This window comes from Agromyces sp. Y558, from assembly GCF_059445415.1.
On record NZ_JCAIUH010000002.1, the window covers coordinates 546,782 to 573,307 of the forward strand.

The window sequence follows — 26,526 nt, forward strand, 5'->3', positions numbered from 1 at the left end:
CATGGTGGCCGGCGACCCCGCCCGCCAGCCGTCTCAGCGTGCGGGGAGCTCGCCGCGCGCGTCGCCGGTCACGATCGGAACCCGCACGGCGCTGCCCCACTCGGTCCATGAACCGTCGTAGTTGCGCACCTTCTCGAAGCCGAGGAGGTGGTTCAGCACGAACCACGTGTGGCTCGAACGCTCGCCGATGCGGCAATAGGCGATGATGTCGTCGCCGTCTTCCAGGCCGACCTCGCCGCGGTAGATGGCGTCGAGGTCTTCACGGGGCTTGAAGGTGCCGTCGGCGGCCGCAGCACGAGCCCAGGGTACGGATGCCGCGGTGGGGATGTGTCCGGCGCGAAGAGCGCCTTCTTCGGGGTAGGCCGGTGCGGTCGTGCGCTCGCCGCTGTACTCCTCGGGCGAGCGAACGTCGACGAGCGGGTTGCCGAGGTGGGCGAGCACGTCGTCCTTGTAGGCGCGCACGGAGCTGTCGTCGCGCTCGACCACGGGGTACTCGACGGGCGTGACCTCGGGAGCATGCGTCGTGATCTCGCGACCCTCGGCGATCCAGAGGTCGCGACCGCCGTCGAGGAGGCGCACGTCTTCATGACCGAAGAGCGTGAAGACCCAGAGCGCGTACGCGGCCCACCAGTTGTTCTTGTCGCCGTAGATCACGACCGTGGTATCGCGGGCGATGCCCTTCGAACCGAGGAGCGCAGCGAACTGCTCGCCGTCGATGTAGTCGCGCACCACGGGGTCGTTCAGGTCGGTGTGCCAGTCGATCTTCACCGCGCCGGGAATGTGCCCCATCTCGTAGAGGAGCACGTCTTCGTCGGATTCGACGACGACGAGGCCGGGCTCACCGAGGTGTTCGGCGAGCCATTCCGTGGTGACGAGACGCTCGGGGTGGGCGTACTCGGCGAGCTTCGCTGCTGAGTCGAATTCGGCGGGCATGGGAGCCTCCTGGGGAGCCCGGTCGGGCGGGGTGTGCGGGGGAGCGGACTAGGCTGATCACCTGTCCACCACGAATCTACGCGGCGCACGGGGTGAAGTCAGTACGCCCGTCATCCGATGCAATACGGGAGCTCCTCCAGCATGACCACGGCATCGAGCCATGCCCTCATCCGTCTCATCGAGCGGAGCCCATCGATCTCGGGCGCCGAGATCGCCTCGGAGCTCTCACCGCCGCCGCAGTTCGAGCACGCATCGTTCGAGTCGTATCGTCCCGACCCCGACTTCCCCTCGCAGCAGGCCGCGCTCGATCGGTTGAAGGAGTTCGCAGGTGCTTGGCGCGCGGCCCAGCGTCCGGGCGGGTTCTTCTCTCGCAAGCGCCCTGCGCGCATCGAGCTGCCAGGTGTCTATCTCGACGGCGGGTTCGGCGTCGGCAAGACGCACCTGCTGGCCGCGCTGTGGCACGTTGCGCACGGCCCGAAGTACTTCGGCACCTTCATCGAGTACACGGCCCTCGTCGGCGCTCTCGGCTACCAGCCGGCGGTCGAGCTGCTGCGCGGCGCGAAACTCGTCTGCATCGACGAATTCGAGCTCGACGACCCGGGCGACACGATGCTGATGACCCGGTTCCTCGGCGAACTCATGGCCGGTGGCACCCGCGTCGCCGCGACCTCGAACACCCCGCCGAATGCGCTCGGCGAAGGGCGGTTCGCCGCATCCGACTTCCTCCGTGAGATCCACGCACTCTCGTCGAACTTCGAGACGCTGCGCATCGACGGCCTCGACTATCGGCGCCGCGATACCGAGGGGCATGCCGAGTCGCTCGCGGGCGACGCCGATGTCGCTCGCACGGCGGCTGCGCTCGCAGCTCGCGGCCATCGCGTCTCGCTCGACGGCTTCGACGAACTCGTCGAGCATCTGGCGACCGTGCACCCCTCGAAGTACGTCAAGCTCGTCGCCGGACTCGAGTTCATCGCGCTCGAGGGCGTGCACGAGCTCACCGACCAGAATGCTGCGCTGCGACTCGTCGCGTTCATCGACCGCGTCTACGACGCCGAGGTGCCGATCATCGCGAGCGGTCTGCCGCTCGACGAGGTCTTCGCCACCGACATGATGGCCGGCGGCTACCGCAAGAAGTACCTGCGGGCCATGTCGCGCATGATCGCGCTCACGACGGGCGAACTGCCGCCGCACGACTGACGCGCGCTCCGCGGCATCCGCTGGTCTGGCCCGTCGCTCGACGGCCGCCGAGCGGATGTCGCATCGATCGTGTCGCCCGCAACCGCGGCACCCCGTGTCCGCCGATCTGTCGGCGGCCTCGCGGCATCCGGAAACATGCTCGTTACACAGGGTGCTCGTTCGTAACCGACGCGAAACGAACCGTGCAGCGTCGCCGAAACCTCACCGCACCACTCTGATCGCAGTACCCGAGACCGACGCCCCGTCACCCTCGCGGTATGTCCCCTGCAGATTCACCGAGGTGTGAGGAAATCCAATGGATACGGGAAGCATTGCGTGGGCCATCACGGCCACAGCGCTCGTGCTGTTCATGACGCCGGGTGTCGCCTTCTTCTACGGCGGCCTCGTCAAGGCCAAGAGCGTCGTCAGCATGATGATGATGAGCTTCGGCGCACTCGGGCTCGTCAGCGTGCTCTGGCTGCTGTACGGCTTCAACATGAGCGCCGTGGGCGGCGTCTGGGACTTCGCGGGCAACCCGTTCTCGGACTTCGGGCTCGGTGCACTCGCGACGGGTGAGTCGGCGAACACCGACCTCATCGGTGTCGCATACGGTGCCACCTTCGCGATCATCACGGTCGCGCTCATCTCCGGCGCCATCGCCGACCGCGCGAAGTTCGGCTCCTGGATGATCTTCGCCGGCATCTGGGCGACGCTCGTCTACTTCCCGGTCGCGGCCTGGGTGTGGGGTGGCGGCTGGATCCTGAACCTCGGCGAGACGCTCGGCCTGCCCAGCGTCATCGACTACGCCGGCGGTACCGCCGTGCACATCAATGCAGGTGCCGCGGCTCTGGCCCTCGCGCTCGTTCTCGGCAAGCGCGTCGGATTCCAGAAGGGCATCGACAAGCCGCACAACGTGCCGCTCGTGCTCCTCGGCGCTGCAATCCTCTGGTTCGGCTGGTTCGGATTCAACGCCGGCGCCGAGTGGCTGAACGGCCTCGCCAACGTCGGACTCATCGTCGTGAACACCCTGGGCGCAACCGCAGCCGCAATCATCGGCTGGATGCTCGTCGAGAAGTTCAAGGACGGCAAGCCCACCTCGGTCGGCGCCGGTTCCGGTGCCGTCGCCGGTCTCGTCGCGATCACCCCGGCGTGCGCCAACCTCGAGCCCGGTTGGGCCCTGCTCCTCGGCGCCGTCGCGGGTGCGGTGTGCGCCCTCGCGGTCGAGCTGAAGTTCAAGCTCGGCTTCGACGACTCGCTCGACGTCGTGGGCATCCACCTCGTCGGCGGCCTCATCGGCACGCTCTACCTCGGCTTCTTCGCGATCGAGACGGGCCTCTTCACGGGCGGCGACCTCGGCCAGCTCGCAGTGCAGACGATCGCCGCACTCGCGGTGATGCTCTACTCCTTCATCGTCGCGTTCGTTCTCGGCTTCGCGATCGAGAAGACGATCGGCTTCCGCGTGAAGAACGAAGACGAGATCGCGGGCATCGACACGGTCGTGCACGGCGAGGAAGGCTACAAGCTCGAGAACGTCTGATCCTGACGGGCCCGCGGTGAACGGGCCCGTCGGGTCGCGAGGGCGGTGGGGTAGTGTGCCGGTGTGTCAGACACCAGCCGCTTCCTCACCGCCCTCAGCCGCGTCTTCAGGTCGCTCGTCGGCAGTGGGTCGACGCAGTCATCGGATGCCCCGTCGCGGGCGGCCACCGCGACCGACACGCTCTCGCCGGGGCAAGCGGGGCAAGCGGGGCAGGCGGGGCCGTCGGCCACCGTCGAGGTGGATCCGCGGAAGCTGCGCGGTGTCAGGCTCGGCTATGCGCCGGCGCGTGACGGTGCGCCCGATCCCGGTGAGGTCGTCTGGACCTGGGTGCCCTACGAGGAGAACGACGGGCGTGGCAAGGACCGGCCGGTCGTGATCATCGCGGCATCCGGTGCTGGTGACTACCTCGCCGTACAGCTGACCAGCAAGGCGCACGACGCTGATCGCGACTTCGTCGCGCTCGGCGATGGCGCGTGGGACGCGGAGGGGCGCCCGAGCTGGGCGCGCATCGACCGGGTGTTCCGGGTGCGGGCGGGCGGCATGCGGCGCGAGGCGTCGTCGCTCGACGCGGCGCGCTACAGCCTCGTGGCGGCCGCACTCGACGCGCGTTACGGTTGGCGCTGAGCCTCACGCCCGTGGCGGATGGTGGAGCCCGAACGGGGAGCCCTGATCGTCACGGCACAGCCGGAACTGACCGAAGATGGCGACGGTCTCCTCGTCATCGGCACCGGGAAGCGATTCGACGGTACCCCCGAGGCGTTCGACCGAGGCGACAGCGGCGTCGAGGTCATCGACCCTGAAGAACACATACGGTGCGGCGCCCGGATCGCCGCCGTGCACGCCGGCGGGCACGCCCGCACCGTCGACCGCGTAGCCATTGCCGCCCGGCCCCGACGCGAACGACCAGCCGAAGAGCTTCCCGTAGAAGCTGCGTGCAGTCGTAGCATCCGCTGCCCCGAACTCGATGAACGACACTTCGCCCGACATGGTTCCCCCTCGCATCGATGCGTGTTCACGGCACACCGTAGTGGGCGGCCGCAGCAGCCACAACACCAGGGCCGAACGGGAGGGCGCGTTCGAGGCGCGCGAAGAATGAAGAAAGCCCCCAGTGGAGTGGGGGCTTTCGTGGGCGATGCCGGACTCGAACCGACGACCTCTTCCGTGTGAAGGAAGCGCGCTACCAACTGCGCCAATCGCCCAAGTGTGAGCGGTCGCACATGGTGACCGCGGACTCGATACTAGCCGACGGCGTGGGGCGAATGCACATCGATGAGATGGGGGCGCAGGATGCCCCATCGCTGCGGATGCGAGACGAATGACCTCGACACGCCCGGGAAGTGGGCACGGATTCCCCTCGTGACCGGCGCGAACGGGCCACTCGATCCCCTCGGTTTGTGAATCGATCCGGGAATCGGTTAGAGTCTCTCTGCACGCAGAAATGCGGGCGTTGCGGATGTGGCGCAGTGGTAGCGCATCACCTTGCCAAGGTGAGGGTCGCGAGTTCGAATCTCGTCATCCGCTCTGATCAGGATCGGGCGAAAGCCCGATTCCTGTTCTTTTGGTGGTGAACCCAGACACGGTGGATTGGCCGAGAGGCGAGGCAGCGGCCTGCAAAGCCGTATACACGGGTTCGAATCCCGTATCCACCTCCAAGCTGAGAACCTCCATTCTCGACTTGGGCGATTGGCGCAGCGGTAGCGCGCTTCCCTGACACGGAAGAGGTCACTGGTTCGATCCCAGTATCGCCCACCACGAAGCCCCCGGTTTACCGGGGGTTTTTTCTTGTCTGGATCGCGTGGGCAATACTCGGGCAATATTGCAACTTGCCTTTGGGAGGGTGTACCAACGCGCTCTCGAGGGCTGCGCTCCGGTTGTTCGTCAGGGCTGCAGCACCTCGAGGACGAGCGGCGGGTGCCCGATCCGGGTGCTGAACCACGACCAGGTTTCGCCCGCGGTCTGTTCGATCGCCGCCCACACCTCGGCCGTCGGTGGCACGTTCCTCAGGATGATCGTGATCACGCGGCTCCCGCTGAACCGGATCGATCCAGGCGCGTCGACGGTTCCGCCTCCGGCGAAGCCGGTGGGGCTGAACGCGGCCCGCGTCGGTGCGTCGACGGCGAAGGTGAACACGTAAGTGCCGACCCCGGTGATGCCGTACGCCCCGGGGGCGAAGTGCACCGAGACCGCGGGGTTCCGGTTCGGGGTCTCGCGCAGGTCGAATCCGGCGTGGGGGGTCGCGGCATCCGTCTGCATGATCGTGGGACGGATCAGTGTGAGGTTCGTTCGTCCGCTGCCGACCGTGCGCGTGGGGGTGAGGGTCTCGATCGGCGCCCAGAAGACCGGCCCGGGGAAGAGGCTGTCGAGACGGTGCTTCTCCACCCAGTCGGCGGGCGTGATATCTACCTCGAATTCGGAGAGGTGGATGACCCGGTCGTCGAAGCCGCCGCCGGGGGATTCCTTGTCGTCATTGAACATGAGCAAAACTCTAGTATCGCCATCGAGGTGTGCGCCTCAGTGCGAACACCGAAGCAACCCGATCGGCGATCAGGTGCACTCACCACCACGGCGACGGTGCCTGCGGCGCGACCACCGCAGGGCGATCATCACACGTGATGGTGTTGGGCAGCTCCCACGGGGCGAGCCATGGCCCGGTGGTGTTCACGCCGCTCGAGTCGTTGCCGCCGAGGTCGACGATCGAGAACTCGGAGCCTGTGGGCGGGAAGTTGAACGAACCGCAATTGTTCACCCCGACCGCCCCCACGTTGCGCGCATCGACGTTCTCGAAGCTGGCGGAACCTGCGACGCGCGCACTCAGCACCGACGTTCCGGTGCCGTCGACCAGCGTGTCGGCGAAATGGACATCTGTGATGCCGTAGAGGTCCTTCACCGGCCAGTCGGCCACGAGCATGATCGCGTTGTACGTGCTGTCGAGGAAGTGATTGCCGACGACCTGGATGTCGGCGTCGATCGACTGATCGAGCGCGTAGAGCCAGATGGAACCGAGCCCGATGTTCCAGTTCAGCTCGTAGGTGCCCGCGCGAACCGTGGTGTTGTCGGTGATCCAGAGGTGATCGGTGAATGCCTCGGCACCGAATCTGGACCCGACGTGGATGCCGCTGCCCTCCCGGATCGGATCGGCGATGAGGTTGCTCGACACGGTGTTGTCGGTGCCGCCGTAGATCGCGATGCCGTTGGCGAGGGTCGGGGTCTGCACCGTGTTCCGGTCGAACGTGTTGTTCGCGTTCGCGGTGTGCTCCGACCACATCGCGAGCCCGTCGTCGCCCGTGTTGCGGATGAAGTTGTTCGAGACGGTCGAGTTCGTCACACCGCCGTGGAAGTTCAGGGCGTCGGCGATCTGGTCGACGATGATGTTGTCCTTCACGGTCAGGGCGTCCATCGGACCGTCGAACCACATGCCGACCTTCGTGTGCCGGATGTACAGCCCTTCGATCGTCGAGTCGCTCATCGCGCCGCCGACGCCGTTCACCTGGTCGGTGTCGATGCGTTCGCGCACATCACCTTCGATCGTGAAGCCCGAGAGGTGCACATTGGAGCTGCCGCCCGCCGAGGCATCCTTGCCGTAGAAGCCGACGCCGGTGTGCACGGAGCCATCGGGTGCGGGCTCGTCGAGCGCCACCTGCTCGCCCGTGATGGTCGTGTACCAACTGCCCGCGCCCTCGATCGTCACGTCGTCGACGATGATGTGCCGATCGACCCGGAACCTGCCCGGCGGCACGTAGACGGGCAGGTCGTGCCGCTGCGCGAATGCGATCGCACGATCGAACGCCTTCGCCGAATCGCGACGACCGAACGGGTCTGCACCGAACAGGAGTACGTTCGCGGCCTTCAGCCGGACATGCGGCCGATCGATCTGCTCGGTGTCGATGAGGTCGATCGTGGTCGAAGCGGCATTCGTGCCCGCCGGCGCTGTGAGCCGGATGACGTCGCCCGCGCGGGAGGACTTGCCGAGGAGCATCCGCTGCTCATCGTAGAAGTGCATCGGGCGGAACGGCTTCGCGACCTCGTACCCGTCACCGGGAACGCAAGTGCACTCGGTGATCCACCAGTCGGGGTGGAGGAGGCCGGCATTCGGGTCGTTCGTGAACGGGTACTGGTTGTAGAGCCAGGCGAACTCGGACGTGAGCGTCATGGTGCGCTTGTGCTTGCCGTTGACGGTGATGTCGAGGGGGGCCTCGAAGCCGCCGCCGTTCGGCGCATCCGGGATGCTGTAGCGCACGGTGAGGGCGTTCGCTGCCGCCGGGAGCGTGAACTCGACGTACTGGCCCGGCGCGAGCTGTACCGCGCTCCGGCCCGAGGCCTCGGCGGACAGTATGTACGCACTTCGGTCGGGGCCGATGACGGTGCCGGTATGCACCGAGAACTCGGCCTCCTGCTCGAGGAACGCGACGGATGCCCCTCGCCCCTCGACGAGGGCGGGGTCGAGTGCAGCACGAGTGACGACGGGAGGCGGCGCCGTGCCGGGTGTCGCACCCGCGGAAAGCGGAGCGCCCGCGATCGCGCCGAGCGTCAACGCCCCGGCTGCGGCGAGCGCTGCGACGCGGGCCGGTCGTGGCGCACGTCGTGGCAGTGGAACACGTGGTGGCAGTGGAATGGGGCTCGTCATACGCGTCATCGTCGACTCGTCTCCTCGTGGTGGGTGCACGCCATCGGACACCTCGATGGGCCATCTGCGCTCGCCGAGTGTGCCGACTGTACGGCGCGAGCGCACCCCGTCACAAGGGGATGTGAGGGAACATCACGGAAAAGTCGAGTTCTTGCGGAAACGGTCGAAAGAAGGTGGAAGTTCAGTCGACTCTTGACACGGACTTGCGTGGATCGCGCAAGAGCGTGAAATCGTCGCCCGACAACGGTTCAGGGCCACCGCCGAAGTGCCGAGCGGCCTTGGTGCGCCGACTACAGTTGAAGGATTCGTTTTCCTACTGCAAGGAGTGGACCAGGTGGCCGACGGCTTCGAGCTCTTCACCGACCGATCCGTTGTCGCGATGCGCGTCAACGGCGAGCTCAAGGACCTCGCCACGACGGTCACCGACGCGGATGCTGTCGAACCCGTCACGATCGACTCGCCTGACGGGCTCAGTATTCTGCGGCACTCGGCCGCCCACGTGCTCGCCCAAGCGGTGCAGACCGTGAACCCAGAGGCCAAGCTCGGCATCGGGCCTCCCATCGCCGATGGGTTCTACTACGATTTCGACGTCGCAGAGGCGTTCACCCCCGAAGACCTCAAGTCGCTCGACAAAGAGATGTCGCGCATCATCCGTGCCGGCCAGCGCTTCATGCGCCGCGTCGTCACCGATGACGAGGCCCGCGCCGAGCTCGCCGACGAGCCCTACAAGCTCGAACTCATCGGCCTGAAGGGCGGGGTTTCGACAGGCTCAACCAGCACTGATGACAACGAGTCCGTCGAGGTCGGCGGCGGCGAGCTCACGATCTACGACAACGTCGACCCGAAGACCGGTGAGACCGTCTGGAAAGACCTCTGCCGCGGGCCCCACCTGCCGAACACCCGCATGATCGGCAACGGCTGGGCGCTCACGCGCCTCGCGGCCGCGTACTGGCGAGGCTCCGAGAAGAACCCGCAACTGCAGCGCATCTACGGCACCGCGTGGGCGACGAAAGACGAGCTGCGCGCCTACCAGCACCGACTCGAGGAGGCCGCACGTCGCGACCACCGCAAGCTCGGGCGTGAACTCGACCTCTTCAGCTTCCCGGAGGAGATCGGTTCCGGTCTCTCGGTGTGGCACCCGCGCGGCGGAGTCGTGCGCATGGAGATGGAGCAGCACGCACGCCGTCGCCACATCGAGGGCGGCTACACCTACGTGTACACCCCGCACATCTCGAAGGAAGACCTCTTCCTCCAGTCGAACCACCTCGTCACCTACAAGGAGGGCATGTTCCCGCCCATCCGCATGGACGAGGAGCGCGACGCCGAGGGCAACGTGACGAAGCAGGGCCAGGACTACTACCTGAAGCCCATGAACTGCCCAATGCACATCCTCATCTACAAGGAGCGCGGGCGCAGCTACCGCGACCTGCCGATGCGACTCGCCGAGAATGGCACCGTCTACCGGAACGAGCTCTCAGGGGCGCTGCACGGACTCACTCGAGTGCGCGGCTTCACGCAAGACGACTCGCACCTCTTCGTCACCCCCGACCAGCTCGAGGAGGAGACCACCAAGGTCATCGCATTCGTCATCTCGATGCTGCGCGACTTCGGCCTCGATGATTTCGAACTCGAGTTGTCGATGCGCGACGACGAGAAAGACAAGTGGATCGGCTCGGACGAGTTCTGGGAGTACTCCACGAACGCGCTCCGCAATGTCGCCCGCGCGAGTGGGCTCAAGCTCACCGAGATGCCCGGTGAAGCCGCGTTCTACGGGCCGAAGATCGACCTCAAGACGCGAGATGCGATCGGCCGCACCTGGCAGCTCTCGACCGTGCAGGTCGACCCCAACCTGCCCGAGCGCTTCGAACTCGAGTTCACCGACCGCGACGGGCAGAAGAAGCGCCCCATCATGATCCACCGGGCACTGTTCGGTTCGATCGAGCGCTTCTTCGCCATTCTCCTCGAGCACTACGCCGGTGCATTCCCGGTCTGGCTCGCACCCGTGCAGGTCGTGGGCATCCCGGTCGCCGACGAATTCGCGCCCTATCTCGGCGCGATCATCGAGCAGCTGAAGGGCGCCGGCGTGCGCGCCGAGCTCGACGTGAGCGACGACCGCATGCAGAAGAAGATTCGCACGCACACGACTCAGAAGGTGCCGCTCCAGCTCATCGCAGGCGAGAGCGACCGCTCGGTCGAGACCGTGAGCTTCCGCTTCCGCGACGGCACCCAGGAGAACGGCGTCGCGATCGCCGAGGCGGTCGAGCGCATCCAGCAGGTGATCGAGGAGCGTCGCCAGGTCATCACGCGCGACGACCTGTTCGCATGAGTGCGTACCAGCCCGACGAGTTCGAGGGCGTGCCGACGGATGACGCGGCAGACCTCGCCGGCGTGCCCGATGCGTTCCAACGGCTCTGGACGCCGCATCGGCTGGTCTACATCCAGCACGGCCAGCAGCCCGACGAGCACACGTGCCCGTTCTGCCGCGCTCCCGAGATGAGCGACGAGCAGTCGCTCATCGTCGCACGCGGCACGCACGCCTATGTGCTGCTGAACCTCTACCCGTACAACAGCGGACACCTGCTGGTATGCCCCTATCGGCATGTCGCGACGTACGACGAGGCGACGCTCGAAGAGGTCGCCGAGATCGGCGAACTGACGCAGATCGCGATGCGGGTCGTGAAGCAGGTGTCGAAGTGCGACGGCTTCAACATCGGCATGAACCAGGGCCGCATCGCCGGTGCCGGCATCGCCGAGCACCTGCATCAGCACATCGTGCCGCGCTGGGCCCTCGACTCGAACTTCTTCCCGATCATCGCCGGCACGAAGGCGCTGCCCCGACTCCTCGGCGAGGTGCGTCAGGAAATCGCGGAAGCGTGGCCCGCGTCGGTGGAGTAGGTGCGGTCTGGGGGTCTCGATACGCTCCTTCGTCGCAACTCGACCGGCGGGCGCTCCGTAGGTCGAGTAGGCGCGCCAGCGCCGTATCGAGACTTCGTGACGACGCTACTCGACCGGCGTTGGAGGGTCAGCGCACCTGGCGCACAGTGAACTGCAAGCGGGGGTTGGCGTAGGCCTCCTGCGCCTCCACGAGCTGCAGCTCTCGTTCGCCCGAGGTATGGGTGAGTGAGAGCAGGTCGAAGACGCTCGATGTGGCACGTGCGAGCGCGTCTGCTGCATCGCCTGTGCGTCGGTAGTGCGCCGTGAAGAGCGCCGCGGTGACGTCGCCGGAGCCGTTCGCCTTCATCGGCAGGAGCGGGGTCTGCACGATCCAGGCGCCTGTGTCGTCGACTGCGAGCATCTCGATCGTGCCGTCTTCGCGATCGGGACGCTCCACGCTCGTCACGAGCACGGTGCGCGGTCCGGTGGCGCGCACGAGGTCGACCGACGCCAGGGTCGACTCGAGCGTGTCGGGTTCGGTCTCCGTGAGGAAGCCCAGCTCGAACTGGTTGGGCGTGATGATGTCGGCTGCAGGCACTACGCGCTCGCGCAGCAGGATCGGGATGGCGGGGGCCACGAAGCATCCGGATTTCGCATTGCCCATGACCGGGTCGCAAGCGTAGACGGCGTCGGGATTGACGGCCTTGACCCGAGCGACCGCGTCGAGGATGACGTCGGCGATGCCCTCGCCGCCCTGGTAGCCCGAGAGCACCACGTCGATCTGCGGGAACGCCCCTCGTTCCTCGATGCCCGTGATGACCTCGCGCACCTCGTCGGGGCTGATCATCGGTCCGCGCCAGGCACCGTAACCGGTGTGGTTCGAGAAGTTGACCGTGTAAACCGGCAGCACCTCGATGCCGATGCGCTGAAGGGGGAAGACGGCGGCGGAATTGCCGACGTGACCGTAGGCGACCGCGGACTGGATCGAGAGAATCTTCACCGATCGATCATCGCATCTCCGGGGCCCGCGTTCCTCCTGCGAACCTTGCCTGCTCGCTCGCCGTACGGACGGAAGCGCCGAGGTCGGCCGCCAGTTTTCGCTGGTCGGCATCGTCGAGGTCGTGGACGGTGAGGCGCAGGCGTTCGGAGGGTGCGTTGTCACCGAGCGCGAACTCGTCGCCCGGTCGGGCGAGCCATCCGCGCCGCATGAGCTGTTCGGACACGGCGCGCGCCGGCGCGTCGAGCGGAACCCAGACGTTGAGGCCGTCGCCGGGCCGCGTCAGGATCCCCTCCGCCGTGAGCGACTCGGCGAACGCGGCGTTTCGAGCCGCGTAGTGTTCGCCGGCCGCCCGGATGCCCGTCGCGACGTCGGGGTCGGTCGCGAGCGCGTGCACGAGTCTCTGCAGCAGGTGACTCACCCACGTCGTGCCCGGGGTCAGCCGCACGGCGAGCCGGTCGGCGGTCTCGGGATCGGACGCCGTGACGGCGAGGCACATGTCCGGTCCGAGGAACTTCGATACAGAGCGCACGAGCGCCCAGCGGCGGTGCTCGGCACTGATGAGCGAGTGGAAGGGCACCTGCGAGAGCAGCGAGTAGTGGTCGTCCTCGATGACGAGGACGTATGGATGGTCCCGGAGCACCGCGCGCAGTTCGGCCGCGCGCCGCTCGGTGAGGCTCGCCCCGGTGGGGTTCTGCGCGCGCGGTGTGCAGATGACCGCACGGACCCCCTGCTCGAGTGCGGCCCGGAGACCGGCGACCGTCATGCCTTCGTCATCGATCGGCACTGGGACGGGGCGGTAGCCGGCGACGCGGACCGTATGGATGCTCGTGAGGAAGCACGGGTCTTCGAGGGCCACGGCGTCGTCGCGGGTGAGCGCCTGAGCGAGCAGGCGTTCGACGGCATCGGCGGCGCCGCTCGTCACCGTGATGCGCATCGACGTTGCAGCTGGCAGATCTCCGCTCATCCACGCGTGTGCCCATCGTGCCAGCTCGGGATCGATGACGGGTTCGCCGTACAGCACTGGGCGACGGGCGGTGCTCGCGAGCGCGCGGGAGAGGTCAGGGATTCGCCCGGGATCCGGATTGCCGGTGCCGATGTCGCGGAGTGCCGTGTCGGCGGCGAATCCCTCCTGGGCGACGGTCGACGCGCCTGCCACGCGCGTTCCGCCGCGGCCCAAGGTGATGACGACGCCCGCGTTCGTCAGCTGCCGGTAGGCGGACACGGCGGTGTTCCGGTTGACGCCGAGACGCTCCGCGAGCGCCCGCACCGGCGGGAGCGCGTCGCCCGGGCGGAGTGCGCCGCGCTCGATGAGCGTGCGCAGGCTGTCGGCGATCTCCGCCGCAGAACGGCCCTCGATGTCGATGATCGCAATCCGCCCTTCTTCACGTCTGCGACCATGCTATCTTTTGGCCTAGGACAATAGTTATGTTGATCTGTTCTGATGCCGACAACGTGCCGCGCACGTCCGAGTTCTGATGCGCGACGAAGCGCGCGCTCGTCCGAGAGGATTCCCCTGTGACCATATCCGAGACGGGATCGAGCCGCGTCAAGCGCGGCCTCGCCGAGATGCTGAAAGGCGGCGTCATCATGGACGTCGTCACGGCCGCGCAGGCGCGTATCGCCGAAGACGCGGGCGCCGTCGCCGTCATGGCGCTCGAGCGCGTGCCCGCCGACATCCGTTCTCAGGGCGGCGTCGCCCGCATGAGCGACCCCGACCTGATCGACGCCATCATCGCCGAAGTGTCGATCCCCGTCATGGCGAAGGCCCGCATCGGCCACTTCGTCGAGGCGCAGGTGCTGCAGGCGCTCGACGTTGACTACATCGACGAGTCCGAGGTGCTCTCGCCGGCCGACTATGTCAACCACATCGACAAGTGGGCGTTCAACACTCCCTTCGTCTGCGGGGCGACGGACCTCGGCGAGGCGCTGCGCCGCATCAACGAGGGTGCCGCGATGATCCGCTCGAAGGGCGAGGCCGGAACGGGCGACGTCTCGGAGGCGACCAAGCACATTCGCAAGATCTCCTCCCAGATCAACCAGCTGAAGTCGATGTCGCGCGACGAGATCTACGTCGCCGCGAAAGAACTGCAGGCCCCCTATGAGCTCGTGCTCGAGGTCGCCGAGACCGGCAAGCTCCCGGTCGTGCTCTTCGTGGCGGGCGGCGTGGCCACCCCCGCGGATGCCGCGATGATGATGCAGCTCGGTGCCGACGGCGTCTTTGTGGGCTCGGGCATCTTCAAATCGGGCAACCCCGAGGCGCGTGCGGCTGCCGTCGTCAAGGCGACCACCTTCTACGATGACCCGTCGGTCGTCGCCGAGGTCTCGCGCGGACTCGGCGAGGCCATGGTCGGCATCAACGTCGCCGACCTGGCTGCCCCGCACCGGCTCGCCGAGCGCGGCTGGTGACTTGAACCTCCGGAGTGAATCGCTCGACGCGGGGCGACCGGCTTCGGCCGCGCCCCGCGTCGGTGTGCTCGCCCTCCAGGGCGACTTCCGCGAGCACGCGCACGTGCTCGCGAAACTCGGCGCCGATGTGTCGCTCGTGCGGCGCCCGGAGGAACTCGAAACGATCGAAGGCCTCGTGATCCCGGGCGGCGAGTCGAGCGTGATGGACAAGCTCGCCCGCACCTTCGGGCTGCACGAGCCGCTGCAGGCCGCGATCGCTGCGGGCATGCCGGTCTACGGAACCTGCGCCGGCCTCATCATGCTCGCCGACACCGTGCTCGACGCGATCGCCGGGCAGGAGTCGCTCGGTGGTCTCGACGTGGTCGTGCGCCGCAACGCCTTCGGTTCGCAGAACCAGTCGTTCGAGACCGACCTCGACATCCCCGTGCTCGGCGAAGAGCCGGTGCACGCGGTCTTCATCCGCGGGCCCGTCGTCGAGTCGGTCGGCGATGCGGCGACGCCGCTTGCGACACTCGCCGACGGCCGCGTGGTCGCCGTCGAACAGGGCAACCTGCTCGGCACGAGCTTCCATCCCGAGATCACGGGGGAGTACCGCTTCCACGAGTACTTCCTCGGCAAGGTCACGGCTCGTACGGTAGGGGAATGACCGGGTACATCGCGCTCCTCCGCGGAGTGAACGTCGGCGGCATCACGGTGAAGTCGGCGGCGTTGCGCGAACTCTTCGAGCGTCTCGGCTTCGGGGGAGTGCGCACAGTTCTCGCGAGTGGCAACGTCGCATTCGAGACGACGGATGCCGCGACATCCGATGCCCTGAAGAGGCGGATCGAGCAGGCGCTCGGAGACCGTTTCGGGTACGAAGCCTGGATCGTGCTCATCAGCCGGGAGCGACTCGAGCGGATCGTCGCGGCGTTCCCTTTCGATGCGACGCGCGAGGGGTGGCATCCGTACGTGCTCTTCGGCTCGGATGCCGAGCACCTCGACCAGCTCGTCGCAGCCGGCGATGACCTCGATGCCGCCGACGACGTGATCGCGCCGGGAGACGGCGTGATCTACTGGCACAACCGCCGTGAGCGCGGCGTCGACAGCGCGTTCGCGAAGCTCACGGCGAAGACGCGCTTCAAGCCCACGACGACGAACCGCAATCTGCGCACGCTCGTGAAGCTGCTCGGCTGATCCTTCGACAATCTCAGGAAGCTCCCTCGCTGTCTTAGAATGGCTGGGCGCGGCTCGCAGTCGCGCGCGAGGATTCGATTCAGGAGACGCATGTCCGGGCATTCCAAGTGGGCGACGACCAAGCACAAGAAGGCGATCATCGATTCGCGCCGTGCGAAGTCGTTCGCGAAGCTCATCAAGAACATCGAGGTCGCCGCGAAGATGGGCGGCGCCGATATGTCTGGCAACCCCACGCTCGTCGACGCCGTGCAGAAGGCGAAGAAGACCTCCGTCCCGAACGACAACATCGATCGCGCCGTCAAGCGCGGCGCCGGACTCACGGGTGAGTCGATCGAGTACACGACGATCATGTACGAGGGTTACGGCCCCCACGGTGTTGCGCTGCTCATCGAGTGCCTCACCGACAACAAGAACCGTGCGGCCGCCGAAGTGCGCACATTGATGACCCGCAACGGCGGCACGATGGCCGACCCCGGTTCGGTCGCCTACAACTTCGCACGCAAGGGCCTCATCGTCGTCGGCAAGGCCGATGGCCTCACCGAAGACGACGTGCTCGGCGCGGTGCTCGACGCCGGTGCCGAAGAGGTCACCGACGAGGGGGAGACCTTCGAGGTCATCACCGAGGCGTCCGACATGGTCGCGGCGCGTAGTGCGTTGCAAGAGGCCGGCATCGACTACGACTCGGCGGATGCCGCGTTCGTGCCGTCGATCAAGGTCGAGGTCGATGCCGAGACCGCCCGCAAGGTGTTCCGGCTCATCGACGCGCTCGAAGACAGCGACGACGTGCAGAACATCTACAGCAACCTCGACCTCACCCCAGAGGTGCAGGCCGAGCTCGAGGCGGAGTAGCCGATCGCCGTGCGCGTGCTCGGCATCGACCCGGGGCTCACGCGGTGCGGCGTGGGTGTGGTCGACGTCGATCCGAACCGCACGGCGCGCCTCGTCGACGTCGTGGTGTTGCGGTCGCCGGCTGACCTCGACACGCCGCGCCGGCTCGTGCGCATCGCCGAAGGACTCGAGGCGATCATCGAGGAGCATCGGCCGCAGGCCGTCGCGCTCGAGCGAGTCTTCGCGCGCAGCGACGTCTCGACGATCATGGGCACGGCCCAGATCTCTGGCGTCGCCATGCTGATCGCCGCTCGTCGAGCGCTCCCGGTCACCCTGCACACGCCGAGCGAGGTCAAGGCGGCGATCACGGGCTACGGACGAGCCGACAAGAAGCAGGTCGGCGCTATGGTGGCCCGAATCCTCGGCCTCGACGAGGTGCCGAAACCTGCGGATGCCGCGGACGCGCTCGCCCTCGCGATCTGCCACGCCTGGCGCACCGGGGGAGTCGCGGGCGCCGCCGTGCGCGACGGTGCCGACGCGACCGTCGACGACTCGGCGCTGACTCCGGCGCAGCGAGCGTGGCTCGCCGCTGAACGCTCCGCTGCCGTGTCGGGGGCGGCCCGTAGGCTGAAGCGGTGATCTCCTCTCTTCGTGGCCGTGTGCTCACTGCAGCCGGTGGTTCGGTCGTGATCGAGGTCGGCGGCGTGGGCCTGCACGTCAACACGACCCCTGCGTTCGCCCTCTCGACGAGAGAAGGGCACGAGGCGTCGGTACACACCACCCTGGTGGTGCGCGAAGACTCGCTGACGCTCTTCGGCTTCGCCACACGCGATGAGCTCGACGTCTTCGACCTCTTGATCGGCGTCACCGGGGTGGGCCCGAAGTCCGCGCTCGGCGTGCTCTCTGCGCTGTCGCCGGGCCAGATCGCCGAGGCCGTGCAGCGCGACGACGATGCCGTCTTCCGCAAGGTGAGCGGCATCGGCCCCAAGACCGCGAAGCTCATCAACGTCTCGCTCTCGGGCAAGCTCGTCGCACCGGCGACTCCCGCACGGCCGACCATCGTGGCACGCGGTGCGGCCGACAGCGTGCTCGCGGCGCTCACGGGCCTCGGTTGGTCGGAACGCGTGGCGGCCGAGGCCGTCGATGAGACGATCGCCGAGGCATCCGACATCGAGGCCGCCTCGGTGCCGACCCTGCTTCGGCTCACGCTCGCCCGTCTCGGGCCCGCACAGCAGGCGGGCCGGGCACGATGAGCGACGCGAACGGCGACCTCGACCTGACCGACCCCGTGCTCGCCTCAGAGGCCGAACTCGCGTTCGAGGGGGCGCTGCGCCCGAAGAGCCTCGGCGAGTTCGTCGGCCAGACCAGGGTGCGCGGCCAGCTGCAGCTCCTGCTCACGGCTGCCACGCTGCAGCAGCGCACGCCCGATCACATCCTGCTAGCCGGCCCGCCGGGGCTCGGCAAGACGACACTTGCGATGATCGTCGCTCATGAGAGTGGCCGGCCGTTGCGCATGTCGAGCGGCCCGGCGATCCAGCACGCGGGCGACCTCGCGGCCGTTCTGAGCTCCCTCGTGCCCGGCGAGGTGCTGTTCATCGACGAGATCCACCGCATGGCTCGCTCGGCCGAAGAGATGCTCTACCTCGCGATGGAAGACTTCCGCATCGACATCATGGTCGGCAAAGGCGCCGGGGCGACTTCGGTGCCACTCGACCTGTCTCCGTTCACGCTCGTAGGCGCCACAACCCGCGCCGGTCTCCTGCCGAACCCGCTCCGCGACCGGTTCGGGTTCACCGCGCATCTCGAGTTCTACGACGAAGCCGAACTCGAGCAGGTGCTTTCACGTGCGGGCGCCCTGTTGGGCCTCGACGTCGACCACGAAGCGCTCGCCGAGATCGCCGGCCGTTGTCGCGGCACTCCGCGCATCGCCAATCGACTGCTGCGGCGGGTGCGCGACTATGCGCTCGTGCACCCTTCGACAAGCTCAGGGCGGCGCGGCGCTGTGCGAGCCGATATCACGTCGGTGCGGGCCGCGCTCGAGCTCTACGACGTCGACCCGTTGGGCCTCGATCGGCTCGACCGGGCCGTCATGGAGATGATCCTCACGAGGTTCGGGGGCGGTCCTGTGGGGTTGAACACGCTCGCCGTTTCGATCGGCGAAGAGTCCGAGACCATCGAGGCCGTGGTCGAGCCGTTCCTTGTACGCATCGGTCTCATCACCCGCACGCCGAGGGGCCGCGTCGCGACCCCGGCGGCCTGGCGCCACTTCGGTCTCGCCGCAAGCGCGCCCGACGCGGCAACGGCCCTTCCCATCGATGACCTATAATCCTTTGAGGCTGACCCCTCAGCACCGATGACTTCGTGCGCACACCGCACTCCGGAAGGTACCTCCCTCTCATGACGTTCGATCCGTTCACCATCATCATGCTCGCCGTCCTGGCGGTGCTCATCTTCTTCATGTTCCGTAACTCGCGCAAGCGCAAGGCCGACGCGGAGAAATTGCAGTCGAAGGTGCAGGTGGGCGCAAAGGTGATGACCAACTTCGGCGTCTTCGGCACCATTCTCTCGATGGACGAAGAAGAGAACCAGGTGCTGCTCGAGACCTCGCCCGGCACGATCCTCACCGTGCACCGCCAGACGATCGCCCGCGTCGTCGAGCCCAAGGCCGACGATGTCGATGAGACCGCGGCACCCGTCGACGGCGAGCCCGAGTTCGGAGAGCGTCTCGCCGACTCCGCACCCGACGCGACTCCCGGCGACACGACCGACGAGACGCCCGACACCAAGAAGTCGGACGACTAAGACTCACCCCGAGGCTGGGCCCGCGCGCTGTCGCGCGGGCTCCTGCAGAGAAAGCGGAGCACGTGGCTGCACAATCGAAGCGGTCATCCCGGCCGACCCCCGTGCGCAAGGCATGGCGATCCCTCACCTGGCTGGGCGTCATCATCGCGCTGCTGTTCGGCATCAACGCCGCCGGTGTCATCTGGGGTGACGGATCGTGGGCGCCGAAGCTGGCGCTCGACCTCGAGGGCGGCACGCAGATCATTCTGGCGCCGAAGGTCGAGACCGGCGCTGACGTCTCGCAGGAACAGCTCGATCAGGCCGTCTCCATCATCCGTCAGCGCGTCGACGCGTCCGGTGTGGCCGAGGCGGAGATCAACACCGAGGGCGACAACGTCGTCGTCCGCATTCCGGGCGAACTCGACGACCAGACCCGTGCCCGTATCCAAGCTTCGGCGAAGCTCGAGCTCCGAGCTGTGCTTCTCGCCGACGCGGCGACCACGACCGCGGCCGATCCCAGCGCGAGCCCGTCGCCGACTGAAGCGCCCGCCGAAGAGCTCGAGTCGACTCCGACCGCTGAGCCCACCGACGGCAGCGATCCCTCGTGGATCACGCCGGCGCTGCAGCAGCAGTTCGACGACTTCGATTGCTCCCAGCTCGACGAGGCGTCGACGAACGTCGCACCTGCCGATGAACCGCTGGTCACCTGCGATGTGAATCGCACGGCGAAGTACCTGCTCGGCCCTGTGGAGGCCAGCGGCGAAAACATCGTCGACGCCACCAACGGCATGGTGCAGACCTCGACCGGCGCGTCGACCGGCCAGTGGGCCGTGAACATCGTCTTCGACGAACAGGGCACTGAAGACTTCGCCGCGGTCAGCACCCGCCTGTACGGCCTTCAGGGCCAGACGCCGCGCGACCAGTTCGCGTTCGTGCTCGACGGTGCTGTGCTCACTGCGCCCTCGATGAACGGCGCGATCACCGATGGCAAGCCGCAGATCACGGGCAGCTTCGACCAGGAGTCGTCGAAATCGCTGGCCGACCAGTTGAAGTTCGGCGCGCTGCCTCTGAGCTTCACGGTGCAGTCCTCCGACACGATCTCTCCGACCCTCGGCACGTCGCAGCTGCAGTCCGGCCTGATCGCCGGCCTCATCGGCCTCATCCTCGTCGTGATCTACACGATCTTCCAGTACCGCGCCCTCGCGTCGGTTACCATCGCCTCGCTCGTGATCGTGGGCATCATCACCTACCTGATGATCACGATCCTGTCGTGGCGTGAGGGCTACCGCCTGTCGCTTGCCGGCATCGCGGGCCTCATCGTCTCGATCGGCTTCACCGCCGACTCGTTCATCATCTACTTCGAACGCGTTCGAGACGAACTCCGCGACGGCAGGCCACTCATCGGTGCGGTCGAGACGGGTTGGAAGCGCGCATTCCGAACCGTGCTCGCGTCGAAGGCCACCAATCTACTCGCAGCCGTCGTACTCTTCGTGCTCGCCGTCGGCAGCGTCAAGGGCTTCGCGTACACACTCGGACTCACCACGATCATCGACGTCGTCGTGGTCATCCTCTTCACGCACCCGATGCTGCAGCTGCTCGCGCAGACCCGTTTCTTCTCCAGCGGCAACTCCTGGTCGGGCCTCGACCCGAACGCACTTGGAGCCGTGTACCGCGGTCGTGCCGAGTTCCGCAAGCCCGTCGGACAGCCGGCGAAGAAGACCGCGGCAAGCGCCAAAGAAGCGCAGCGCCGTCAGACGATCGCCGAACGGAAGGCATCTGCAGCAGTCGGCGCCTCCGATTCGTCCGACGAAGGGAAGGAGTCCTGATGGCGAACCGTCTCACGACCTTCGGTAACGACCTCTACACCGGCAAGCGCTCCTTCAACTTCGTCGGAGGCCGCAAGAAGTGGTACACGATCGCCGGCATCCTGATCCTGCTGTCGATCGTCGTGCCGCTCCTCACCGGCGTCAACTTCAGCATCGAGTTCCGCGGCGGATCCCAGTTCCAGATCACAGAGGTCGAGAACGCTACGGCTGAGCCCGCCATCGAGGCGGTGCACTCCGTCGTTCCCGACGCTGAGGTGCACGTCGCGATCGTCGGCGGCACCGGTGTGCGTGTGCAGACCGACCAGCTCGACCAAGCGGATTCGCAGGACGTGACCGGTGCTCTCGCCGAGGCCTACGACGTTCCCGAGTCCGAGGTCACCTCCTCGTTCATCGGACCCAGCTGGGGTGCGGACGTCACTCGTCAGGCGCTCGTCGGCCTCGTCGCCTTCCTCCTGCTCGCGGGCATCATCATGGCGCTGTACTTCCGCACCTGGAAGATGTCGCTCGCGGCGATCCTCGCGCTGATCGGCGACCTCGTCGTGACCGTGGGCATCTACGCCGCGGTTGGCTTCGAGATCAGCCCGGCCGCGACGATCGGCATCCTGACGATCCTCAGCTACTCCCTCTACGACACCGTCGTGGTCTTCGACAAGGTCCGCGAGAACACCGCCGAAGACGGTCAGGAGTCTCGCCGCACGTTCGCGGAGTCCGTGAACCTCGCGGTCAACCAGACGCTCGTGCGCTCGATCAACACGAGCATCGTGGCTGCGCTCCCGGTCGCGGCGATCCTCTTCATCGGTGCGGGCGTCCTGGGCGCTGACACACTGCGCGACATCTCGCTGGCGCTCCTGATCGGCATCCTCGTCGGCACGTGGTCGACGGTCTTCGTCGCGGCTCCGCTGTACTCGCAGCTCCGCGAAGGAGAACCGGTGATTCACCGTCACGACCAGAAGGTGCTGAAGGAACGTGAGCGCGCGGCATCCGTCTCGAGCGGGGCAGAGGCACTGCCCACTGCATGATGTTCGCGTTCGGCGTGCGCTATATGGCATGTCGAGGCCTCCGGAGCGGCGATAATTGAGTTCCGGAGGTGATCGATGACGGAGACGGGTGTCAACTCGACGGCATCGCTGCGCCGTCTGGTACCCCGCATCTTCTCGAAGGCACAGCCTTCGGGTGCCGTCGACACGCTCATGCGCACGGTGCGCATGCACCACCCGAAGGCCGATCTGTCGCTCATCGAGCGCGCGTACACGGTCGCTGAACGCGCACACGAGGGTCAGAAGCGCAAAAGCGGTGAGCCGTACATCACGCACCCGATCGCGGTGGCGCAGATCCTCGCCGACCTCGGCATCGGTTCGAAGACCGTCGCCGCAGCGCTGCTGCACGACACCGTCGAAGACACCGCGTACACCCTCGACCAGGTGCGGGCCGACTTCGGCGACGAGATCGCGATGCTCGTCGACGGCGTCACGAAGCTCGACAAGGTCAAATACGGCGACTCGACGCAGGCTGAGACCGTTCGCAAGATGATCGTCGCGATGTCGAAAGACATCCGGGTGCTCATCATCAAACTCGCCGATCGGCTTCACAACGCGCGCACGTGGGGCTTCGTCCCGGCCGCGTCAGCTGCGCGCAAGGCGACTGAGACCCTCGAGATCTACGCACCGCTCGCGCACCGACTCGGTATCCAGGCGATCAAGTGGGAGCTCGAAGACCTCTCCTTCGCCGTGCTCTATCCGAAGCTCTATGCCGAGATCGAGAGTCTCGTCAAGCAGCGCACGCCGCAGCGTGAAGAGTTCGTGCAGAACGTCATCGATCTCGTCACCGAAGACCTGAAGACCGGGAAGATCCGGGGCAAGGTCGTCGGCCGACCGAAGCAGTACTACTCGATCTATCAGAAGATGATCGTGCACGGTCGTGACTTCGACGAGATCTACGACCTCGTCGGCATTCGAGTGCTCGTGAACTCAGTGCGTGACTGCTATGCAGTGCTGGGTGCCATTCATGCCCGGTGGACGCCACTGCCCGGCCGGTTCAAGGACTACATCGCCACCCCCAAGTTCAACCTGTACCAGTCGCTGCACACGACGGTCATCGGCCCGAATGGCCGCGCGGTCGAGATCCAGATCCGCACCCACGACATGCACCAGCGCGCCGAGTACGGTGTCGCCGCGCACTGGAAGTACAAGGAGCGCATGGCGGGGAGCCGTACAGCAGAGAAGTCCGGCCAGAACGACACCGATATGGCCTGGCTCGCGCATATCTCCGATTGGCAGGCGGAGACCGCCGATCCTGGCGAATTCCTCGACTCCCTCCGATTCGAGATCGGGGCCAAAGAGGTCTACGTCTTCACCCCCAAGGGGCGGGTGATCGGCTTGCCCGCCGGAGCGACCCCGGTCGACTTCGCGTACGCGGTGCACACCGAGGTCGGCCACCGCACGATGGGCGCCAAGGTCAACGGGCGGCTCGTGCCGCTCGAGAGCGAGTTGTCGAGCGGCGACGTGGTCGAGGTGTTCACCTCGAAGAACCCCGATTCGGGCCCCAGCAAAGACTGGCTCGGCTTTGTGAAGAGCCCCCGCGCACGCAACAAGATCCGGCAGTGGTTCACCAAGGAGCGCCGCGACGAGGCGATCGAGCAGGGCCGCGATTCGATCGCACGTGCCATGCGCAAGCAGAACCTGCCGCTGCAGAAGCTCATGAGCCAGGAGTCCTTCGCCGAAGTCGCAGCCCAACTGCGCTATGACGACGTGTCATCGCTGTACGCAGCGGTCGGCGAGGGCCACGTCTCGACCCAGTCGGTGCTGGAGAAGGTCGTCGCGCTCGTACGCGACGTCGACGGAGGCGACGAGCCCGATCTGCCGATGCCCGTGCGGTCGAGGCCGTTGCCTCGGCAATCGGATTCAGGGGTGCTCGTGCGAGGAGCGCCTGACATCCTCGTCAAGCTCGCGCGATGCTGCACGCCCGTGCCAGGCGACGAGATCGTCGGGTTCGTCACCCGAGGCGCGGGTGTCTCGGTGCACCAGGCGAGTTGCCACAATGTGCAATCGCTCATGCAAGAGCCCGAGCGCATGATCGAGGTCGAGTGGGCGCCGAGCTCGAAGAGCGTCTTCCTCGTGCAGATTCAGATCGAGGCTCTCGATCGAGCAGGACTGCTCTCCGACGTGACGAGAGTGCTCTCGGAGCATCACGTCAATATTCTCTCGGCGAACGTGTCGACCTCCACCAATCGGCTCGCGCTCAGCCGGTTCGTCTTCGAGATGGGCGACACGACCCACCTCGACCGCGTACTGAACGCGGTACGTCGCATCGACGCGGTGTACGACGTCTATCGCGTCAGCGACGGCTGACGGACGAAGCGGCGGTGCCACCGGCGTCGCCCATGGCGCGAAGCCTCATGCCGATGCGATCGAGCCGTTCGAGCGCGAGCGCGCGATGGGGCAGTCGGTTCGCCGCGGCGAACCTGCCGCGGAGCTCGCCGACGAGCCAGGCGCGGGTGGCACAGAGCTCCGCGACGACCTGCTCGGGTCGGAGGTCGTCGCGGCCAGGCTCCCGCAACAGGTCGAACGCCGTGCGAACGACGGAGGTACATCGCGCACGCGGGAACTCCACGATGTCGGCCTCGGCGAGCACCACCTCTCGCACGACGAGGCGTTGAGCCGAGATCACCGCGATGCGCGAGGTGCGCGGAACGCAGAACTGGGCGAGCGCCGGGGGAGCGGGCAACGCACCGTGCACCCAGGCCGCTGAGTAGCGCTCGATCACGAGGGCGCGCGGCGCACGCAACGCCACGGCCGAAGCGCGAAGCGACGGCAGATCGGGCTCGTCGATTGGTGCCCAGACCTCGTCGATCGCGATCAGCTCGCCGTCGATGCGTGCAGCGTAGAGTTCGGCGAGCGGGAGATCGTCGGTGCTGAGCACCGTCGGAAGCTTGGCCATGACCTCATGCTGCAGCATCCGTGCCCGAAATCGCATGGCTGCGCGTCATCTGTGGACAATGGCAACGACGGCTGACGGTCGAGGACGGGTGGGGTCAGCGACAGCCGCCGACGAATCTCAGCCGCCGACGGCCTTCAGCCAGGCTCGACGCGCCTCGAGCGCCTCGCGAGCGGATGCCGCAGCCTGCGCGTCGCCCGAAGCCTCTGCTGCGGCGAGCTCGGCCTCGAGCTTCTCGATGGCGTCGTTCAGCTGCCCGAGCATGCCCTCGGAGCGGGCCTTCTTCTCGGGGTCTTCGCGCTGCCAGCGCTCCTCCTCGAGCGACTTCACGTGGTTCTCGACCTTGCGCAGTCGGTCTTCGACGACCCGCACCTGATCGCGCGGAACCTTGCCGATCTCGTCCCACTTGCGCTGGATCTTGTTGAGGCCGGCGCGAGCCTGCTTCGGGTCCTTCTCGGCGAGCAGGGGCTCGGCCTCGGTGAGAAGCACGAGCTTCTCGTCGAGGTTGGCGCGGTAGCTTTCGTCCTCCTGTGCGTCGATCTCGGCCTTGGCATGGAAGAGCACGTCGCCTGCGGCCTTGAACTTCGCCCAGAGCGCGTCATCGAGCTTCTTGCCGGCGCGGCCGGCCAGTTTCCACTCATCGAGCAGGTTGCGGTAGTCGCCCACGGCGTCGGCGCCGCGGGGCGCGAGCGCCTCGGCACGTTCGATCAGCGCCTGCTTGCGGGTGCGCACGTCGCGGTGCGCGGCGTCGAGTTCGGCGAAGAACGCCTTGCGGTGCGTCTCGATCGTGGAACGTGCGGCGCGGAACCGCTTCCAGAGCTCGTTGGCCTCGGTCTTGGGCAGCCGAGGGCCGTCTTGCTGGTGACGCTGCCAGCGGGAGAACAGCTCTTCGAGTTCTGCGGTCGCCTGCTTCCACTGCGTCTTCGCCGGGTCGCCGGCGGCGAGCACCTCGGCGGCTTCGACGATCGCGGTGCGCTCGGTGATGGCCTCGGCGACCGCGGCCTTCGTCTCGGCCTGCTGCTGCTCGGTCAGCTCCTTCGTCGTGCCCGACAGTGCTTCGAGTCGACGGGCGAGCGACTCGAGGTCGCCGACCGCGTTGGCGCTGGACACCGAGGACCGGAGAGTGGCGACGGCTTTCGCGACGTCGGCTGCCGGTGCACCGCCCCGAACACGCTGCTCGAGCAGACCCACTTGACCGGCGAGATCGGCGTACTTGCGCTCGAAGTAGGCCAGTGCCTCTTCAGCCGAGCCGTCGGGATACTGCCCGACGGCGCGTTCGCCGTCGATCGTGCGCACGAAGACGGTGCCCGTCGCGTCGACGCGGCCCCACGGTTGCTGCTCTGAATCGGTCACGGGCTCACCCTGTCGTAGGTCGGATGCCGCCCGGAGGCGGCGATGACGGCATCAAGCCTATTGCACCGCCGAATGGCGGGGC

24 protein-coding genes and 4 tRNA genes are annotated in these 26,526 nt (G+C 66.9%); 19 read left to right on the plus strand and 9 right to left on the minus strand.

Features of this window, described 5'->3' with window-relative positions; genetic code table 11:
* Positions 1–33: 33 nt before the first annotated feature.
* The gene (locus AC1C2T_RS14365) at positions 34–933 is read right to left on the minus strand and encodes a sulfurtransferase (protein WP_495385740.1); all 900 of its coding nucleotides are present in this window, start codon (positions 931–933) and stop codon (positions 34–36) included.
* A 141-nt stretch (positions 934–1,074) separates the two neighbouring features.
* Between AC1C2T_RS14365 and zapE the strand changes: the two genes are divergently transcribed.
* The 3 genes from zapE (at position 1,075) to AC1C2T_RS14380 (ending at position 4,270) form a co-directional block, all read left to right on the plus strand.
* Positions 1,075–2,130 carry a cell division protein ZapE gene (zapE, locus tag AC1C2T_RS14370; RefSeq protein ID WP_495385741.1) on the plus strand — a complete coding sequence of 352 codons (1,056 nt, stop codon included), beginning with the start codon at positions 1,075–1,077 and terminating at the stop codon, positions 2,128–2,130.
* Between the two features lie 295 nt (positions 2,131–2,425).
* The gene (locus AC1C2T_RS14375) at positions 2,426–3,646 is read left to right on the plus strand and encodes an ammonium transporter (RefSeq protein WP_495360313.1); all 1,221 of its coding nucleotides are present in this window, start codon (positions 2,426–2,428) and stop codon (positions 3,644–3,646) included.
* Between the two features lie 63 nt (positions 3,647–3,709).
* Positions 3,710–4,270: a type II toxin-antitoxin system PemK/MazF family toxin gene (locus AC1C2T_RS14380; protein WP_495385742.1), complete on the plus strand. Its 561-nt coding sequence runs from the start codon at positions 3,710–3,712 to the stop codon at positions 4,268–4,270.
* A 3-nt stretch (positions 4,271–4,273) separates the two neighbouring features.
* Here the strand turns inward: AC1C2T_RS14380 and AC1C2T_RS14385 are convergent, their stop codons facing one another.
* A complete protein-coding gene (locus tag AC1C2T_RS14385) occupies positions 4,274–4,633 on the minus strand; it encodes a VOC family protein (protein WP_495385743.1) in 360 nt (119 codons plus the stop codon).
* Positions 4,634–4,772: 139 nt separating this feature from the next.
* Positions 4,773–4,845, minus strand: a tRNA-Val gene (locus AC1C2T_RS14390).
* Positions 4,846–5,095: 250 nt separating this feature from the next.
* On the opposite strand from AC1C2T_RS14390, the gene AC1C2T_RS14395 reads away from it, so the two are divergent.
* The 3 genes from AC1C2T_RS14395 to AC1C2T_RS14405 all read left to right on the plus strand — a co-directional run bounded on the left by AC1C2T_RS14395 (position 5,096) and on the right by AC1C2T_RS14405 (position 5,398).
* Positions 5,096–5,167 (plus strand) — tRNA-Gly (locus tag AC1C2T_RS14395).
* Positions 5,168–5,224: 57 nt separating this feature from the next.
* Positions 5,225–5,298: transfer RNA gene (locus AC1C2T_RS14400), tRNA-Cys, on the plus strand.
* 25 nt (positions 5,299–5,323) lie between these two features.
* A tRNA-Val gene (locus tag AC1C2T_RS14405) sits at positions 5,324–5,398 on the plus strand.
* 126 nt (positions 5,399–5,524) lie between these two features.
* On the opposite strand, the gene AC1C2T_RS14410 is transcribed toward AC1C2T_RS14405, so the two are convergent.
* Both AC1C2T_RS14410 and AC1C2T_RS14415 read right to left on the minus strand, forming a co-directional pair.
* Positions 5,525–6,121 carry a hypothetical protein gene (locus AC1C2T_RS14410; RefSeq protein ID WP_495385744.1) on the minus strand — a complete coding sequence of 199 codons (597 nt, stop codon included), beginning with the start codon at positions 6,119–6,121 and terminating at the stop codon, positions 5,525–5,527.
* A gap of 79 nt (positions 6,122–6,200) precedes the next feature.
* Positions 6,201–8,279, minus strand: a complete 2,079-nt coding sequence (locus tag AC1C2T_RS14415; protein WP_495385745.1) for a glycosyl hydrolase family 28-related protein — start codon at positions 8,277–8,279, stop codon at positions 6,201–6,203.
* A 325-nt stretch (positions 8,280–8,604) separates the two neighbouring features.
* On the opposite strand from AC1C2T_RS14415, the gene thrS reads away from it, so the two are divergent.
* Entirely contained in the window at positions 8,605–10,596 is a 1,992-nt protein-coding gene (gene thrS / locus AC1C2T_RS14420; RefSeq protein WP_495385746.1) for a threonine--tRNA ligase, read from the plus strand.
* Positions 10,593–11,165 (plus strand): HIT family protein, encoded by a 573-nt coding sequence (locus AC1C2T_RS14425; protein WP_495360308.1) that lies wholly within the window; start codon positions 10,593–10,595, stop codon positions 11,163–11,165. The genes thrS and AC1C2T_RS14425 overlap by 4 nt, the downstream gene beginning before the upstream one ends.
* Positions 11,166–11,292: 127 nt before the next feature.
* Here AC1C2T_RS14425 and pdxY read toward each other — a convergent pair whose 3' ends face one another.
* Together pdxY and AC1C2T_RS14435 are read right to left on the minus strand one after the other, a co-directional pair.
* Complete coding sequence (gene pdxY / locus AC1C2T_RS14430; RefSeq protein ID WP_495360307.1) at positions 11,293–12,144, minus strand: pyridoxal kinase PdxY; 852 nt, start codon at positions 12,142–12,144, stop codon at positions 11,293–11,295.
* Positions 12,145–12,151: 7 nt separating this feature from the next.
* The gene (locus tag AC1C2T_RS14435) at positions 12,152–13,516 is read right to left on the minus strand and encodes an aminotransferase class I/II-fold pyridoxal phosphate-dependent enzyme (RefSeq protein ID WP_495360831.1); all 1,365 of its coding nucleotides are present in this window, start codon (positions 13,514–13,516) and stop codon (positions 12,152–12,154) included.
* A 143-nt stretch (positions 13,517–13,659) separates the two neighbouring features.
* Here AC1C2T_RS14435 and pdxS point away from each other — a divergent pair, with 143 nt between their 5' ends.
* The 11 genes from pdxS (at position 13,660) to AC1C2T_RS14490 (ending at position 24,505) form a co-directional block, all read left to right on the plus strand.
* On the plus strand, positions 13,660–14,550 hold the full coding sequence (gene pdxS / locus AC1C2T_RS14440; protein ID WP_495385747.1) for a pyridoxal 5'-phosphate synthase lyase subunit PdxS: 891 nt from the start codon (positions 13,660–13,662) through the stop codon (positions 14,548–14,550).
* A 1-nt stretch (position 14,551) separates the two neighbouring features.
* Positions 14,552–15,196: a pyridoxal 5'-phosphate synthase glutaminase subunit PdxT gene (gene pdxT / locus AC1C2T_RS14445; RefSeq protein WP_495385748.1), complete on the plus strand. Its 645-nt coding sequence runs from the start codon at positions 14,552–14,554 to the stop codon at positions 15,194–15,196.
* Entirely contained in the window at positions 15,193–15,723 is a 531-nt protein-coding gene (locus tag AC1C2T_RS14450; RefSeq protein WP_495385749.1) for a DUF1697 domain-containing protein, read from the plus strand. Before pdxT ends, AC1C2T_RS14450 begins: the two co-directional genes overlap by 4 nt.
* A gap of 90 nt (positions 15,724–15,813) precedes the next feature.
* On the plus strand, positions 15,814–16,572 hold the full coding sequence (locus AC1C2T_RS14455) for a YebC/PmpR family DNA-binding transcriptional regulator (protein ID WP_495385750.1): 759 nt from the start codon (positions 15,814–15,816) through the stop codon (positions 16,570–16,572).
* A gap of 9 nt (positions 16,573–16,581) precedes the next feature.
* The gene (gene ruvC / locus AC1C2T_RS14460) at positions 16,582–17,190 is read left to right on the plus strand and encodes a crossover junction endodeoxyribonuclease RuvC (protein ID WP_495360302.1); all 609 of its coding nucleotides are present in this window, start codon (positions 16,582–16,584) and stop codon (positions 17,188–17,190) included.
* Complete coding sequence (gene ruvA / locus AC1C2T_RS14465) at positions 17,187–17,804, plus strand: Holliday junction branch migration protein RuvA (RefSeq protein WP_495385751.1); 618 nt, start codon at positions 17,187–17,189, stop codon at positions 17,802–17,804. The genes ruvC and ruvA overlap by 4 nt, the downstream gene beginning before the upstream one ends.
* Positions 17,801–18,877 (plus strand): Holliday junction branch migration DNA helicase RuvB, encoded by a 1,077-nt coding sequence (gene ruvB / locus AC1C2T_RS14470; protein WP_495385752.1) that lies wholly within the window; start codon positions 17,801–17,803, stop codon positions 18,875–18,877. Before ruvA ends, ruvB begins: the two co-directional genes overlap by 4 nt.
* A 71-nt stretch (positions 18,878–18,948) precedes the next feature.
* Positions 18,949–19,353: a preprotein translocase subunit YajC gene (gene yajC, locus AC1C2T_RS14475; protein WP_495360299.1), complete on the plus strand. Its 405-nt coding sequence runs from the start codon at positions 18,949–18,951 to the stop codon at positions 19,351–19,353.
* A 62-nt stretch (positions 19,354–19,415) separates the two neighbouring features.
* Positions 19,416–21,158 carry a protein translocase subunit SecD gene (gene secD / locus AC1C2T_RS14480; protein ID WP_495360298.1) on the plus strand — a complete coding sequence of 581 codons (1,743 nt, stop codon included), beginning with the start codon at positions 19,416–19,418 and terminating at the stop codon, positions 21,156–21,158.
* Positions 21,158–22,177, plus strand: a complete 1,020-nt coding sequence (secF, locus tag AC1C2T_RS14485) for a protein translocase subunit SecF (protein WP_495385753.1) — start codon at positions 21,158–21,160, stop codon at positions 22,175–22,177. Before secD ends, secF begins: the two co-directional genes overlap by 1 nt.
* 75 nt (positions 22,178–22,252) lie before the next feature.
* Positions 22,253–24,505: a RelA/SpoT family protein gene (locus AC1C2T_RS14490; RefSeq protein WP_495360296.1), complete on the plus strand. Its 2,253-nt coding sequence runs from the start codon at positions 22,253–22,255 to the stop codon at positions 24,503–24,505.
* On the opposite strand, the gene AC1C2T_RS14495 is transcribed toward AC1C2T_RS14490, so the two are convergent.
* Both AC1C2T_RS14495 and AC1C2T_RS14500 read right to left on the minus strand, forming a co-directional pair.
* On the minus strand, positions 24,492–25,094 hold the full coding sequence (locus AC1C2T_RS14495; protein WP_495385754.1) for a hypothetical protein: 603 nt from the start codon (positions 25,092–25,094) through the stop codon (positions 24,492–24,494). The genes AC1C2T_RS14490 and AC1C2T_RS14495 overlap by 14 nt on opposite strands.
* Before the next feature lie 117 nt (positions 25,095–25,211).
* Positions 25,212–26,444: a DUF349 domain-containing protein gene (locus AC1C2T_RS14500; RefSeq protein WP_495360293.1), complete on the minus strand. Its 1,233-nt coding sequence runs from the start codon at positions 26,442–26,444 to the stop codon at positions 25,212–25,214.
* Positions 26,445–26,526: the final 82 nt, after the last annotated feature.